Source organism: Mesorhizobium sp. M0292, from assembly GCF_040321695.1.
GTDB lineage: Bacteria > Pseudomonadota > Alphaproteobacteria > Rhizobiales > Rhizobiaceae > Mesorhizobium.
The window spans coordinates 13,555-27,722 of record NZ_JAMYSB010000029.1; the positions used below are offsets into that span (position 1 = coordinate 13,555).

Here is a 14,168-nt window from a genome sequence, read left to right on the forward strand (position 1 = left end):
GCCAATCCTTGGGGTTATGGAAAGATTTTTTTCCGAGGCGACGGATGCACGCGCAACAGGTGCGCTGAGATTCAGGTGAGGCCGAGCCGAAAACGATGGATTTCGAGAACCGGAGTGGAGCGTACTTTTGGTACGCGAGCACCGGAAGCACTGAAAGCCGTCGTTTGCAGGCCGGCCTCACCTGAATATCAGCACACCTGGCCCGAGGCCCAGCCGGACGACCAAGCCCACTGAAAATTATAGCCGCCCAGCCAGCCCGTGACATCGACGACTTCGCCGATGAAAAACAGCCCCGGCACGGATTTCGCCTGCATCGTCTTCTGATCGAGCCCGTTGGTATCGACACCGCCAAGCGTCACTTCCGCCGTGCGGTAACCCTCGGAGCCGGCCGGCTTGATGCGCCAGTCGTTGACGGCGGCTTCGACGGTTTTCATTTGCAGGTCTGTCAAATCAGCGAGATTGCCATCGATCCCACTGCGCTCGGCGACTGCTTGCGCAAGGCGCTTCGGCAAATGGTTTGCAAGCACCGTCTGCACCGCTTGCCTGCCGTTGACGCGCCGGGCGGCGCGAAGCAGTTCCGCCACATCCCTCCCCGGCAGCATGGCGATGCGGATCTCGTCGCCCTCGCGCCAATAGGACGATATTTGCAGGATGGAAGGCCCGCTCAAGCCGCGATGCGTAAACAGCATCGCTTCTGAAAACCGCGTCTTGCCGCAGGCGACTTCGGCATCGACGGCATTGCCGGCCAAAGGCGCCAGCCGCTCCAGCGTTCTTGCGTCGAAGGTAAGCGGCACCAGCGCCGGCCGTGTTTCCACCACCGCAAGGCCGAATTGCGCCGCAAGCTCGTAGCCGAAACCGGACGCGCCCATTTTGGGGATCGACTTGCCCCCGCAAGCCACGACTAACGAGCTGCAAGCGACGCTGCCAGCGGAGAGCGTCAGCACAAACCCGTCCGCGGTCTTGCTGACGTTCCTCACCTCGGTCGACAACGCCAGTTCCACACCCCAATCCTGCATGTCGGAAACCAGCATGTCGATGACCTGGCGCGCCGAGCCGTCGCAAAACAGCTGTCCCAGCGTCTTCTCGTGATAGGCAATGCCATGGCGTTCGACGAGCGCGATGAAGTCGCCTTGCGTGTAGCGGCTGAGCGCCGAAATGCAGAAATGCGGATTGCCGGAGATGAAATTCTTCGGGCTGGTGTGGATGTTGGTGAAATTGCAGCGGCCACCGCCGGAGATGCGGATCTTCTCGCCGGGCTTTGCCGCGTGATCGAGCACCAGGACCGAGCGGCCGCGCTTGCCCGCCTCGATGGCGCACATCATTCCGGCCGCACCGGCGCCGATCACCACGACATCATAGGATTGCATCAGGCTGTTCGTTCCCGCTCGACTGGCGCTGTTTTAACAGGCCGCGCCAATCGTGCAGTCTCTACCCGTTCGTTGCGACTTCAGGCAACGCCTCGTTAGATCAGCGTCTCGGCGAACAGCGTCGTCAGTCGCTTCCAATGACGTTCGGCGCCGGCCGCGTTGAAGACGCTGTGGTCCGACACGCACCAGCCATGCGCCATGCCGGCATAGTTTTCGATGGCGTGGTCGACCTCCGCCACGCGCAGCGCCTCGACCAGCCGCGCCGACTGCTCCGGCGGAAAGCTGCGGTCGACGCCCGATGTCCCGACATAGACGCGCGCCTTGATCATTGCGGCCTTGCGGTGCGGGCTGTCGGCGGCATCGCTGGCCAGATTGCCGCCATGGAAGCTCGCCGCCGCCACGATGCGATCGGGATAGGTTGCAGCCGCATTCATAGCCCGCGCCCCGCCCATGCAGTAACCGACGACACCGACCGGTCCGGTGACACCTTCAGCGGTAAGCGTGTCGAGGAACGCCCTGCTGTCGCGGATGGTCATGTCCTGTGTCGTGCCGTGGACCAACGCCGTCAGCGCGACCTTGGTCTCCTCGACGACGAAAGCGGTCTTGGGCTCGAACGGCCCGTAGGGTGCTTTGCGATAGAAAAGATCCGGCACCAGCACGGCATAGCCCTCGCCTGCCAGCCGTTCCGCCATTGCGTCGAGCGCCGGTCGCGGACCGAAAGCGTCCATATAGAGAATGATGCCGGCCCTGGACGAGGAAGCGGTCGCCGAGCGGAACAGCCCGGCTTTCGCCACGCCGTCCTCGGTTTTTATCTCAATGTCCTGCTTCGCCATGGCGCGCCCCGTTGATTGTCGTGTGATACATATAAGCAGGCATTGTCAGGGCAAGCCGTTCCCTGACAATCCCGTTCAACACTTTGTGCGGGCTTTCGACCCGGCTACAGGCCGGCAAACGCCGTCATGTGAAAGGCCTGAACCTCAGGCGGATAGCGATGGGCCGTGCCATACGGACAGGCGTTGCGGTCGAGGCAGCCGCCGCCGCGGCATGGTTCGCCCTTCGATCCCCGCACATGCGCCAGGCAAGCCTGATGAGCGAAACCATCCGCGGAATAGGCGTCAACCGGACAGGATTTCAGGCAAGGTTTTGCAACACAGGCGTCGCAAAGGTGAATCGCTTCGCGACGTTCAGGAAGCGCGATCTCATCCTCGAACAGCAACGCGCCGCGATAGGCATGCCAGAGCCCGTACTGCGGATGCATCAGGATGCCCAGCGGCGACGGTCTCAGCCCCTCCGCTCGCATCGCCCATTGCTGGAACGGCAGATAAGGTCTGTCCGAAGGCGAAACGGCGCGCGCGCCGAATTTCTCCGCCACCGCACCGATCACTGCGCGCGACCATGTGTCGAGCGGATTAGCAATGGTTTGCGGTTGCCGGTCGCGCCAGCGCAGGAAATGCGGCCAGGGTGCCGCTCCCGCCTGCCCCACCAACAGCACGGATTTGGCGGGGGCAACTGAAGGGCCATGCGGCGGCGTTTCGCTTGTTGCGAAATTGAAGCCGCCGCGCAGGATGAGGCCGTCGGCGGAAAGCGCGGCCGCTATCTCGTCAGCCCGGCGCCGCGCAATCATCCCTTCTTGTCCGGGTCGGAGAAAGCGCTCCGCCAGACTTCCTTGTGGATGATGTTGGCGACTTTAGCCCCGCCTGACTCGGGCTCCTTTCAGGTGAAGGCGTCAGCCATCGACGCCTTCTTCGTCGCGATGTAGTCCTTCAGCCCGTCGTCGATGCCCGGATCGAGATACGGCGCCTCATAGGTCTCCAGCCAGCGGCGGGCGAGTTCGTTGGCGCGCTGCGGCGCTGTCTTCTCGCCCTCGGCCAGCCACTGCTCGTAGGAATTGTTGTCGGCGATGCTGGAGCGGTAGAAGGCGGTCTGGAAATTGGCCTGGGTGTGGTCGCAGCCGAGATAGTGGCTGCCCGGGCCGACCTGGCGGATGGCGTCCATCGCCTGGCCGTTTTCCGAGAGGTCGACGCCTTCGGAAAACTTTTGCGTCATGCCGAGCTGATCGATGTCCATCATGAATTTTTCGTAGCAGGACGCCAGTCCGCCTTCGAGCCAGCCGGCCGAATGCAGGACGAAATTGGTGCCGGCAAGAATGGTCGAGTTGAGCGTGTTGGCGCTCTCATAGGCGGCCTGCGCGTCCGGAACCTTGGAGGCGCAGAGCGAGCCGCCGGTGCGGAACGGCAGACCGAGCCGGCGGGCAAGCTGTGCGGCGCCGTAGGAAACCAGCGACGGCTCCGGCGTGCCAAAGGTCGGCGCACCCGACTGCATGGAGATCGACGAGGCGAAGGTGCCGAACAGCACCGGCGCGCCGGGACGGATCAACTGCGTGAAAGAGGCGCCGGCCAGCACCTCTGCCAGAACCTGCGTCAGCGTGCCGGCCACCGTGACCGGGCTCATCGCGCCGGCAAGGATGAACGGCGTGACGATGCAAGCCTGGTTGTGGCGCGAATAGACTTTCAGCGCGCCCAGCATGGTTTCGTCGAACACCATCGGGGAATTGGCGTTGATCAGGCTGGTCAGCACGGTGTTGTTTTCGACGAAATCGTCGCCGAACACGATCTTGGCCATGGCGACGGTGTCTTCGGCCCGCTCTGGCGCCGTCACCGAACCCATGAACGGTTTGTCCGAATATTTGATGTGGCTGTAGATCATGTCGAGGTGGCGTTTGTTGACCGGCACATCGACCGGCTCGCACACCGTGCCGCCCGAATGGTGGATCGACGGCGCCATATAGGCGAGCTTCACGAAATTCCGGAAATCCTCGATCGTCGCGTAGCGCCTGACACCGTCGAGATCGCGCACGAAGGGCGGACCATAGACCGGCGCGAAGACCGTGGCGTTGCCGCCGATCTGTACCGAACGCTCGGTGTTGCGCGCATGCTGGGTGTAGATGGGCGGCGCGGTCTTCAGCAGCGAGCGGCAGAGGCCCTTGGGAAAATGCACGCGCTCGCCCTTGACGTCGGCGCCCGCCTCTTTCCAAAGCTGCAGCGCCTCGGCGTCGTCGCGAAAGATGATGCCGATCTCTTCCAGCACCGTATCGGTGTTGTTTTCGATAATCGCCAGGCCTTCCTCGTTGAGGACCTCATAGATGTTGATCTTGCGCTTGATATAGGTGAGCTGGGTGCCCGGTCCGCCGCCCGAGCGCGCCGCCCGCCTTGCAGCCGCGCCGCCGCTGGCAGCACGTCCACGTCGCGCATTGGACGCTTCCTGGTCGACTGACGCGTTTTCACTCATGATCGTTTTTCCCTAAAAACCGTTTGCGGCCGCGTATGGCGGCTTCTCGCCCGGATCGTAGCCATGCACCCTATTCGAAACGGCCCGCCAGCGCCAACGCCTGTCGCAAAATCGACAAGAATTCCAATAGATTTGCGGTCGCTTTCCTTTTGCGGGAAGTCGCAAATCAGCTATGGATACCTGCCCCCGCCGGGTTAGGTATTGACGCGATTATTTTAAGCCGCCGTGATCGCATCCGCGCGGCAAGGAGCCCGAGAAAAATGGCCGACGACGAGATCATCCTCTCCGAGCTTTCCGACGACGAGTTGGTGCAGCAGATGCACGACGATCTCTATGACGGGCTGAAGGAAGAGATCGAGGAAGGCACCAACATCCTGCTCGAGCGCGGCTGGGTGCCCTACAAGGTGCTGACCGAAGCTCTGGTCGAAGGCATGCGCATCGTCGGCGAGGACTTTCGCGACGGCATCCTGTTCGTTCCCGAGGTGCTGCTGTCGGCCAACGCCATGAAGGCCGGCATGTTCATCCTGCGCCCGCTGCTGGCCGCCACCGGCGCGCCGAAGCAGGGCAAGATGGTGATCGGCACCGTCAAGGGCGACATCCACGACATCGGCAAGAACCTCGTCGGCATGATGATGGAAGGTGCCGGCTTCGACGTCATCGATCTCGGCATCAACAATGCGGTGGAAAAATACCTCGACGCCATCGAGCAGCACCAGCCCGACATTATCGGCATGTCGGCGCTTTTGACCACGACCATGCCCTACATGAAGGTCGTCATCGACACGATGAAGGAAAAGGGCATCCGCGACGACTATGTCGTCCTGGTCGGCGGCGCGCCGCTCAACGAGGAATTCGGCAAGGCCGTCGGCGCCGATGCCTATTGCCGCGACGCGGCTGTGGCGGTCGAGACCGCCAAGGACTTCATGAAGCGCAAGCATAACGTGCGCGCTTCAGCCTGATCTGTTCCGCAAGGCGTCTGGCCCACAATAGAAAGCCGCGCCTTGCAGCGCGGCTTTTTTGTTCCAGCTATTGGAACGGATGGCTGCGTCAGGGTTTGGTGACGGTGTCGTCGACGGCTTTCGCAGTCGATTTGATATCCCGGCCGACGCCACGGACGGTGTTGGCACAGGCCGTAAGCGCCAGGATGCAGGCAAGGATTGCAATCGGCGCAACGCGTAACAGTTTCATGGACGGTTTATCCCTCTCTCGATAGATTCGCCCCACAGCAACGAAGGCCGCTTCGACCGGGTTCCATGGCCAGAATGCAAAAAACGAAACCGAATCAAGACGACAGGCTGCTGGTCATCGCCTGTGGAATGATTGCGCGCGAAGTTTTGGCCGTCAAGGAGCAGCTCAAGCTCGACCATCTCGACCTGACCTGCCTGCCGGCGGAGTTCCATTTCTACCCCGACCGCATCGCACCGGCGATGGACAAGGCGATCGAAAAGGCCAAGGCGGAAGGCTATAGCAACATCTTCGTCGGCTATGCCGATTGCGGTACCGGCGGCATGCTCGACCGGGTCCTGGAGAAGCACGGCGTCGAGCGCATGGCCGGGCCGCACTGCTTTGCCTTCTACCAGGGCATGGACGCCTATGCGAAGGTCGCCGACGACGACATGATGTCGTTCTACATGACCGATTTCCTGTGCCGCCAGTTCGACGCCTTCTTCATGAAGCCGCTCGGCCTCGACAAGCACCCGGAGCTGATCAAGGACTATTTCGGCAACTACCAGAAGCTGATCTACATCGCCCAGACCGACGATCCGGAACTCGACAAGGTCGCCGAGAAGGCCGCGAAGATGCTTGGCCTCGCCTATGAGCGCCGCTCGACCGGCTATGGCGACCTGACGGCTGAATTGGCGCGGGTGGCGGCACATCCAGAAGAATTGCGTTAGGCGCCCGACTTCGGATTATTTGCTCTCCGGTTGCGGATCCGACACGAAATTGACAACGCGGCCGTTGTCTAACCGGATCGGCCCTCTTGCAGTTGGATCCTTGCGCAAAGCCTCTGCAAGCAGAGCGTCGACTGTGTCGAGATTGACCTGCAGAATTGTGCGGTCGCCCAGTTCCCAGTACTCGCCTTCATCGAAGACGTCGAACTTGTCGAAAAAAGGAGCAACTTTGCGAAGCAACTCGATGATCTCGATATGCGCCTCCGACCCCGCAAACTGGGTCTTGCAATATTGCTGCATGAAGAGGTCCCTGTCGAACTCGAACCTTAGGCGATCCGACTTGGGATGCAGCAGGCATTCTATCCCCATGACCGGGCCGATATAGTCAACGCTGCGTTCGTCGATGACCCGGTTGAGAACCATTTCGGCCTCGTCTATCGGCCGAAATCGCCAGTCTCGAGCGATGGCAAGCGCTTCAACTTCCTGCAACAGCGCAAGATATTGTTCCTCTCCGCGCAGTTGTCCCTCAAAATGGATTGTAACCCCCACGCGCACCTCCCGCGGAACATACCGCTGTTTAAGCACGGATGACAGGCCGCCGCGAATGGGTAAGTGTGCACTGGAAGATAGAATCGGCTGCTCCAGCCGCGCCAACATGGATACCACCGATGACCCCTCGCGTCCTGCTCGCCGCCCTTGGCCTCCTCTGCCTCGTCTTGCCCGCTCGCGCCGACGGCGAGGTGCAGAAGATCATCACGCCTGCCGACAAGGTTCGCCTCGACAAATATGGCGAGACCCGCAAGGCGGCGCTGGCCGAGGCAAAAGCGGGAGACCCGGCTGAGGTCAGCCAACTCGACGCGCTGCTGGCAAAGCCGATAGTGGCCTTTTCCGACAAGGACCTGAGCGGCAACTGGCAATGCCGAACCATCAAGGTGGGCCTGACCGGCCCGCTGGTCATCTATGGCTGGTTCAAGTGCAAGGTCACGGACGATGGCTCCGGCTGGCAGCTGGAAAAGGTCAGCGGCTCGCAACGCACCAAGGGCCGTTTCTTCGACGATAGCGAAAAACGCGCGATCTATCTCGGCTCCGGCTATGTCAATGACAACAAGCCAAAACCCTATGGCAGCGGCCCGGAAAGCGACCAGGTCGGCTATGCCTTCCGCACCAGCGCCAATGAATGGCGCATCGAATTCCCGGCGCCCTACTACGAATCGAAACTTGACATCATCGAGTTCAAGCGCTGATCCGTTGGTCTATCGCTGGCCGGGCGGTCATCAAGATTTAACCTCGCCCGGCACAGAATTGAGCCGGGCAGCGCACGGCAAATGGTTGCGCGCCGGCAAGAAAGCGCGCCATGGCATCAGCGGTTGAAAAAAGTGCTGCGATCGTCATCGTCACCGAAGGCGGGCCGCACATCTGGGCCATCGTCAACGCCATCGCCGACCAGTTCGGTCCTGTCAGCGTCATCCTCGAAAGCCCTGAATCCAAAAAACAATTGCTGCTCGGCCGGGCGCGCCGCCAAGGCTTGTTTTCGGCCATCGGCCAGCTTGGCACGATGGTGCTGACCAGGCTCGGCAAACGCTTCTTCGCCGGGCACGCGGAGCGGCTGATCGCAGCGCAAAAACTGCAGACAGAGCCGAGGCCGGGACAAAAGATCATCCACGTCTCCTCCGCCGACGGGCCCGATTGCCTGCAGGCGGTCGCCGACATCCGCCCGGGCGTGGTGCTGCTCGCCGGCTGCCGGATTTTGTCCCGGCAGACGCTGGCGCAAATGCCCTGCCCGGTGCTCAACTACCACGCCGGCATCGCGCCCAAATACCGCGGCATGAATGGCGGCTACTGGGCGCTGGCCTCCGGCGATCTCCAGAATTTCGGCACCACCGTGCATCTGGTCGACGCCGGCGGCGACGCCGGCGGCGTGTTGAAACAGGCGCGCGGCAAGCCGGAGCCCGGCGACACGATTTCGAGCTATGCGTTGCGCCAGGCGGCGTTCTCGCGCGACATCTGCGTCGAGGCGGTCCGCGACGCCTTGGACGGAAAGTTGGCCACGATCAAGCCGGACCTGCCCTCGAAACAATGGTACCACCCGACGATCTGGTTCTATCTCTGGACCGGCCTGACCAAGCGGGTTTGGTAGCCAGCCTTCCCTCGGAATCTCGCCTTTCTTTTTGCGACTCTCAATAGCGTCGCTTTTGAATGCGCGCGCGTCGTCCCATAACAAGCAGCCCCACTGCGCATCCGGCAATGCTCGCACCTGCTGGACAAAGTGGTGGAGCGTCGTTTCCCTCATGGACGCACGGCGCTCTACAGGGAGTGAGAGAATTCATGGCCGATCTGATCGTCGTCTATTGGCGCGACATCCCCGCCCAGGTCATCGTCAAGAAGGGCCGGCAGAACGCCAAGCGCGAACTGCCGCTGCGCTTCACCGAGGCGATCGATATGTGCGCCATGCGCACCGGCGCCGGCGGCACCGACGATTACCTCGCCGAATGGCGCAAGGCCGATCCGATCCCGGTCGGCGACGACCTCGAAGCCGAGGTCGAGAAGGCATTCAGCGACATCGACGCGAAATACGACCGCGAGCGGCTGGTCGCTCTGGTCAAGGCGGGCGGGAAAGAAAATGTCTGAAACCACTCCTGCCAAAGAGGGGCCAAGGGTTACCCAGCCGGTTACCCAGGCCACTCAGGTCAAGAAAGCAGCGCCGAAATCCGACTACAAGCCGGCCGACGTGTCGCCGCAGCGGCGCGTGCAGCGGTCGTTTGCCATCAGGCTGTGGTCCATTCGGCACTCGCGATTGCTCGAATGGTTCTACTCCAGGTTCGCCGACATGTTCCTGCTTCTTCATCCGCTTTGGAAAGGCCTCGGCTATGGGCGCGTCGAGGCGCCGATCAAGTTTGTCGAAAGGCGCGTCAAGGGCTTCATGTTCGACTGCCGCATGTGCGGCCAGTGCATCCTGTCCTCTACCGGCATGTCGTGCCCGATGAACTGCCCCAAGCAGCTGCGCAACGGCCCTTGCGGCGGTGTGCGCGCCAACGGCAATTGCGAGGTCGAGCCCGATATGCCTTGCGTCTGGGTTAAGGCCTGGGAAGGCTCGCGGAACATGGAGCATGGCGACAGGATCCTGACCGTGCAGAAGCCGGTCGACCAGTCGCTGCGCGAAACCTCGGCCTGGCTGCGGGTGACGGCGCAGTCGGCAGCGGCCCGTGAAGCAGCGGCCAAAGCCAACACTGGAGCGGCCGCGTGATCGGCCGCCAGCGCGATGAAAACCCGGCCGGCATCCATCTGCCGCTCGATCCCCTGCCCGGCCACTCCTCACGTGGCCGACTGGAGCGTGTGCTGCGGCGCGGCGAATTCGCGGTTACCACCGAGCTCAACCCGCCCGACAGCGCCGATCCCGAAGACGTCTATAACCGCGCGAAAATCTTCGACGGCTGGGTCGACGCCATCAATGCCGTCGATGCCTCCGGCGCCAACTGCCACATGTCCTCGGTCGGCATCTGCGCGCTTTTGACCCGCATGGGCTATGCCCCGATCATGCAGATTGCCTGCCGTGACAGGAACCGGATCGCCATCCAGGGCGACGTGCTGGGCGGTGCGGCGATGGGCGTCGCCAACATGCTGTGCCTCACCGGCGACGGCGTCCAGGCCGGCGACCAGCCCGGCGCCAAGCCTGTCTTCGACCTCGATTCCATGTCGTTGCTGGAAACCTGCCGCATCATGCGCGACAACGGCAAGTTCCTGTCCGGCCGCAAGTTGACGACGCCGCCGCAAATTTTCCTCGGCGCCGCCGTCAACCCCTTCGCGCCACCCTTCGATTTCCGCCCGATCCATCTCGGCAAGAAGATCGCCGCCGGCGCGCAGTTCGTGCAGACGCAGTATTGCTTCGACGTGCCGATGTTCAGAACCTTCATGCAGAGGGCGCGGGACTTGGGGCATACGGAAAAAGTTTTCATCCTGTGCGGCGTCGGCCCGCTGGCTTCGGCCAAGACGGCCAAATGGATCCGCTCCAACGTGCCGGGCATTCATATTCCCGATACCATCATCAAACGGCTGGAAGGCGCGCAGGACCAGAAGAAGGAAGGCAAGCAGCTCTGCACCGACATCATCAACGAGGTGAAGGAAATTCCTGGTGTCTCCGGCATCCATGTGATGGCCTACCGCCAGGAGGAATATGTCGCCGAGATCGTCGATGAATCGGGTGTGCTGAAAGGCCGCCAGCCATGGAAACGTGAGATCCGCCACGACGATCAGATGGTCGCCGACCGGCTCGAGAGCATACTGCACGACGACATTACCGAAACGCAGGTGGATATGGTGAAGACCGCGCACTGACAGCGCGGACGGCCAGCCATTTGCTTGAATGAAACCAGACAACGATATAAAGAAATCTTTATATCAGGCGGAGAGACTTCATGACCCGGACCATCGTCGCCTCGGCGACACGAGAGATCATCATCGGCTTCGACCAGCCTTTCTGCGTCATCGGCGAGCGCATCAACCCGACCGGCCGCAAGAAGCTGGCCGCCGAGATGATCGCCGGCAATTTCGAGACCGTCATCAAGGATGCGCTGGAACAGGCCGCCTGCGGCGCCACCATGCTCGACGTCAATGCCGGCGTCACCTCCGTTAATCCGAACGAAACCGAACCCGGCCTGCTGGTGCAGACGCTGGAGATCGTCCAGGGCCTGGTCGACCTGCCGCTGTCGATCGACTCGTCGGTCACCGCCGCCATCGAGGCAGCGCTCAAGGTCGCCAAGGGCCGCCCGCTGGTCAACTCCGTGACCGGCGAAGAGGAAAAGCTCGAAGCCATCCTGCCGCTGGTCAAGAAGTACAATGTTCCGGTCGTCGCGATCTCCAACGACGAGACCGGCATTTCGATGGATCCGGATGTGCGCTTCGCCGTCGCCAAGAAGATCGTGCAGCGCTGCGCCGATTTCGGCATTCCGGCGCATGACGTCGTCGTTGACCCGCTGGTGATGCCGATCGGCGCGCTCGGCGATGCCGGCCGCCAGGTCTTCGCGTTGCTGCGCCGTCTGCGCGAAGAGCTCAAGGTCAACACCACTTGCGGCCTGTCCAACATTTCGTTCGGCCTGCCGCACCGCCACGGCATCAACGCCGCCTTCATCCCGATGGTGATCGGCGCCGGTATGACGAGCGCTATCATGAACCCGGTGCGCCCGCAGGAAATGGAAGCCGTGCGCGGCGCCAACGTGCTCAACGGCACCGACGAGAACTGCACCAACTGGATCCGCACCTACAAGGATTACAAACCGGCCGAAGGCGGCCAGGCGGTCGCAGCGCCCACCGCCGTTAACGCTCCGGGCGAAGGCGGCGGCAATGGCGGGCGCCGTCGCGGCGGCCGTGAAGCCCGCATGGCCAGGGGATAAGCGCGCAATCGTGAACTCGCCTGCAAACATTACTGATCCGCTCGTGCTGTTCATGCCGTCAGGCAAGCGCGGGCGGTTTCCCGTCGGCACACCGGTGCTCGATGCCGCACGTCAGCTCGGCGTCTATGTCGAGAGCGTCTGCGGTGGCCGCGCCACCTGCGGTCGCTGCCAGATCGAAGTGCAGGAAGGCAATTTCGCCAAGCACAAGATCGTCTCGTCCAACGACCACATCTCGCCCAAGGGCGCCAAGGAAGAGCGCTATGAGCGCGTCCGCGGCCTGCCCGAGCGGCGCCGCCTGTCCTGCTCGGCGCAGATTCTCGGCGACCTCGTCATCGACGTGCCGCAGGACACGGTCATCAACGCCCAGACCATCCGCAAGGATGCCGACACGCGCGTCATCGCCCGCGATGCGGCGATCCGCATGTGCTATGTCGAGATCGAAGAGCCCGACATGCACAAGCCGCTGGGCGATCTCGACCGCCTCAAGATCGCCTTGATGAAGGATTGGGGCTTTAAAAACCTCGAATTCGACTTCTACCTGATGCCGCAGGTGCAAGGCATACTGCGCAAGGGTAACTGGACCGCGACCGCGGCCATCCACAAGGATGCCGAAAGCGACATCGCCCGCGTCATAGCACTCTGGCCCGGCCTCAAGAACGAGGCCTATGGACTGGCCTGCGACATCGGCTCGACCACCATCGCCATGCATCTGGTATCGTTGCTGTCGGGCCGCGTCGCCGCTTCGTCGGGCACCTCCAACCCGCAGATCCGCTTCGGCGAGGATCTGATGAGCCGTGTCTCCTATGTGATGATGAACCCGGACGGCCGCGAAGGCATGACGGTCGCCGTGCGCGAGGCGATCTCGGGCCTGGTCGACAAGGTCTGCGCGGAAGGTAATGTCCAGCGCAACGACATCCTGGATTCCGTCTTTGTCGGCAATCCGATCATGCACCATCTGTTCCTCGGCATCGATCCGACCGAACTCGGCGGCGCGCCCTTCGCGCTCGCCGTCTCGGGCGCGGTGCGCATCAAGGCCTCCGATATCGGCCTGAAACTCAACCAGGGCGCCCGCCTCTATATGCTGCCTTGCATTGCCGGCCATGTCGGCGCCGATGCGGCGGCCGTGACGCTGTCGGAAGGCCCGCATCGCCAGGACGAGATGATGCTGATCGTCGACGTCGGCACCAATGCCGAGATCGTGCTTGGCAACCGCAAGCGGGTTGTCGCAGCCTCCTCGCCCACCGGTCCCGCCTTCGAGGGCGCGGAAATCTCCGGCGGCCAGCGCGCTGCCCCCGGCGCCATCGAACGCGTGCGCATCGACCCCGATACGCTGGAGCCGAAATACCGCGTCATCGGCTCTGAACTCTGGTCCGACGATCCCGGCTTCCTCGACAGCGTGCAGGCGACCGGCGTCACCGGCATTTGCGGCTCCGGCATCATCGAGATCGTGGCCGAAATGTACCTCGCCGGCATCATCTCCGAGGATGGAGTGATCGACGGGTCGCTGGCCGAGCGGTCGCCGCGCGTCACGGTCAACGGCCGCACCTTCTCTTATGTCTTGAAGGAAGGCGAACCCAAGATCACCATCACCCAGACCGACGTGCGCGCCATCCAGCTTGCCAAGGCGGCGCTCTATGCCGGCACCAAGCTTCTGATGGAAAAGCAGAACACCGAACACGTCGACCGCATCCATTTCGCCGGCGCCTTCGGCTCGTTCATCGATCCGAAATACGCCATGGTGCTTGGGCTGATCCCGGACTGCGACCTCGACAAGGTCTCGGCCGTCGGCAACGCCGCCGGTGCCGGCGCGCGGATGGCGCTGCTCAACCGCGGCTATCGCCGCGAGATCGAGGACACGGTCAGCCACATCGAGAAGATCGAGACCGCACTGGAGCCGAAATTCCAGGAGCATTTCGTCTACGCCATGGCGCTTCCCAACAAGGTCGATCCGTTCCCGAAACTGTCGGCGGCGGTGAAATTGCCGCCACGCAAGACCGTCAGCGAGGATGGCGTCGCCGGCGACGCCGCCCCGCGCCGGCGTTCGCGCGAAGGCCATGCCGCCAGGCGCAGCCGGGAATAAGCCGCCTTACGAAGGCCGCCAATTCGCCCAATTTCATTTGTATGCAAATGTTTCCAGATCGCACCGATCTGGAAACCGAAACGCTGTTTTGGCGCAATCCGTCCGATACAGACGTGAAGCATTTAACGGACATCGAATGGCGGACCGGACTATT

15 protein-coding genes are annotated in these 14,168 nt (G+C 62.5%); 9 read left to right on the top strand and 6 right to left on the bottom strand.

All coding sequences use genetic code 11. The annotated features are described in order from the left end of the window. Positions 1-188 precede the first annotated feature (188 nt). The 4 genes from NKI96_RS28660 to NKI96_RS28675 form a co-directional block, all read right to left on the bottom strand. Positions 189-1,367, bottom strand: coding sequence for a BaiN/RdsA family NAD(P)/FAD-dependent oxidoreductase (locus NKI96_RS28660; RefSeq protein WP_023700323.1), 1,179 nt, complete (start codon positions 1,365-1,367; stop codon positions 189-191). Positions 1,368-1,462: 95 nt separating this feature from the next. Next, entirely contained in the window at positions 1,463-2,200 is a 738-nt protein-coding gene (locus NKI96_RS28665; RefSeq protein ID WP_352807330.1) for a dienelactone hydrolase family protein, read from the bottom strand. A gap of 104 nt (positions 2,201-2,304) precedes the next feature. Then, positions 2,305-2,991, bottom strand: a complete 687-nt coding sequence (locus tag NKI96_RS28670; protein WP_023691016.1) for a hypothetical protein — start codon at positions 2,989-2,991, stop codon at positions 2,305-2,307. Positions 2,992-3,080: 89 nt separating this feature from the next. Continuing rightward, the gene (locus NKI96_RS28675) at positions 3,081-4,655 is read right to left on the bottom strand and encodes a trimethylamine methyltransferase family protein (protein ID WP_023739089.1); all 1,575 of its coding nucleotides are present in this window, start codon (positions 4,653-4,655) and stop codon (positions 3,081-3,083) included. Between the two features lie 260 nt (positions 4,656-4,915). Here NKI96_RS28675 and NKI96_RS28680 point away from each other — a divergent pair, with 260 nt between their 5' ends. Continuing rightward, complete coding sequence (locus NKI96_RS28680) at positions 4,916-5,614, top strand: cobalamin B12-binding domain-containing protein (RefSeq protein ID WP_023688118.1); 699 nt, start codon at positions 4,916-4,918, stop codon at positions 5,612-5,614. Positions 5,615-5,702: 88 nt separating this feature from the next. On the opposite strand, the gene NKI96_RS28685 is transcribed toward NKI96_RS28680, so the two are convergent. Further along, on the bottom strand, positions 5,703-5,843 hold the full coding sequence (locus tag NKI96_RS28685) for an entericidin A/B family lipoprotein (RefSeq protein WP_023688117.1): 141 nt from the start codon (positions 5,841-5,843) through the stop codon (positions 5,703-5,705). Between the two features lie 65 nt (positions 5,844-5,908). Here NKI96_RS28685 and NKI96_RS28690 point away from each other — a divergent pair, with 65 nt between their 5' ends. Further along, positions 5,909-6,550: a DUF1638 domain-containing protein gene (locus NKI96_RS28690; RefSeq protein WP_023733763.1), complete on the top strand. Its 642-nt coding sequence runs from the start codon at positions 5,909-5,911 to the stop codon at positions 6,548-6,550. A gap of 15 nt (positions 6,551-6,565) precedes the next feature. On the opposite strand, the gene NKI96_RS28695 is transcribed toward NKI96_RS28690, so the two are convergent. Then, entirely contained in the window at positions 6,566-7,204 is a 639-nt protein-coding gene (locus tag NKI96_RS28695) for a hypothetical protein (RefSeq protein ID WP_031198574.1), read from the bottom strand. Positions 7,205-7,215: 11 nt separating this feature from the next. Between NKI96_RS28695 and NKI96_RS28700 the strand changes: the two genes are divergently transcribed. The 7 genes from NKI96_RS28700 (at position 7,216) to NKI96_RS28730 (ending at position 14,014) form a co-directional block, all read left to right on the top strand. Then, complete coding sequence (locus tag NKI96_RS28700; RefSeq protein WP_023670399.1) at positions 7,216-7,791, top strand: DUF4893 domain-containing protein; 576 nt, start codon at positions 7,216-7,218, stop codon at positions 7,789-7,791. A gap of 110 nt (positions 7,792-7,901) precedes the next feature. Next, complete coding sequence (locus tag NKI96_RS28705) at positions 7,902-8,684, top strand: formyl transferase (RefSeq protein ID WP_352807334.1); 783 nt, start codon at positions 7,902-7,904, stop codon at positions 8,682-8,684. A 188-nt stretch (positions 8,685-8,872) separates the two neighbouring features. Further along, positions 8,873-9,175: a virulence factor gene (locus NKI96_RS28710; protein WP_023670397.1), complete on the top strand. Its 303-nt coding sequence runs from the start codon at positions 8,873-8,875 to the stop codon at positions 9,173-9,175. Next, positions 9,168-9,791, top strand: a complete 624-nt coding sequence (locus NKI96_RS28715; RefSeq protein WP_023688112.1) for a methylenetetrahydrofolate reductase C-terminal domain-containing protein — start codon at positions 9,168-9,170, stop codon at positions 9,789-9,791. The genes NKI96_RS28710 and NKI96_RS28715 overlap by 8 nt, the downstream gene beginning before the upstream one ends. Continuing rightward, on the top strand, positions 9,788-10,879 hold the full coding sequence (locus tag NKI96_RS28720) for a methylenetetrahydrofolate reductase (protein WP_023744709.1): 1,092 nt from the start codon (positions 9,788-9,790) through the stop codon (positions 10,877-10,879). Before NKI96_RS28715 ends, NKI96_RS28720 begins: the two co-directional genes overlap by 4 nt. Before the next feature lie 80 nt (positions 10,880-10,959). Beyond that, positions 10,960-11,934: a methyltetrahydrofolate cobalamin methyltransferase gene (locus NKI96_RS28725; RefSeq protein WP_023670394.1), complete on the top strand. Its 975-nt coding sequence runs from the start codon at positions 10,960-10,962 to the stop codon at positions 11,932-11,934. Next, on the top strand, positions 11,885-14,014 hold the full coding sequence (locus NKI96_RS28730; protein ID WP_032902488.1) for an ASKHA domain-containing protein: 2,130 nt from the start codon (positions 11,885-11,887) through the stop codon (positions 14,012-14,014). Before NKI96_RS28725 ends, NKI96_RS28730 begins: the two co-directional genes overlap by 50 nt. The last annotated feature ends 154 nt before the right edge of the window (positions 14,015-14,168 follow it).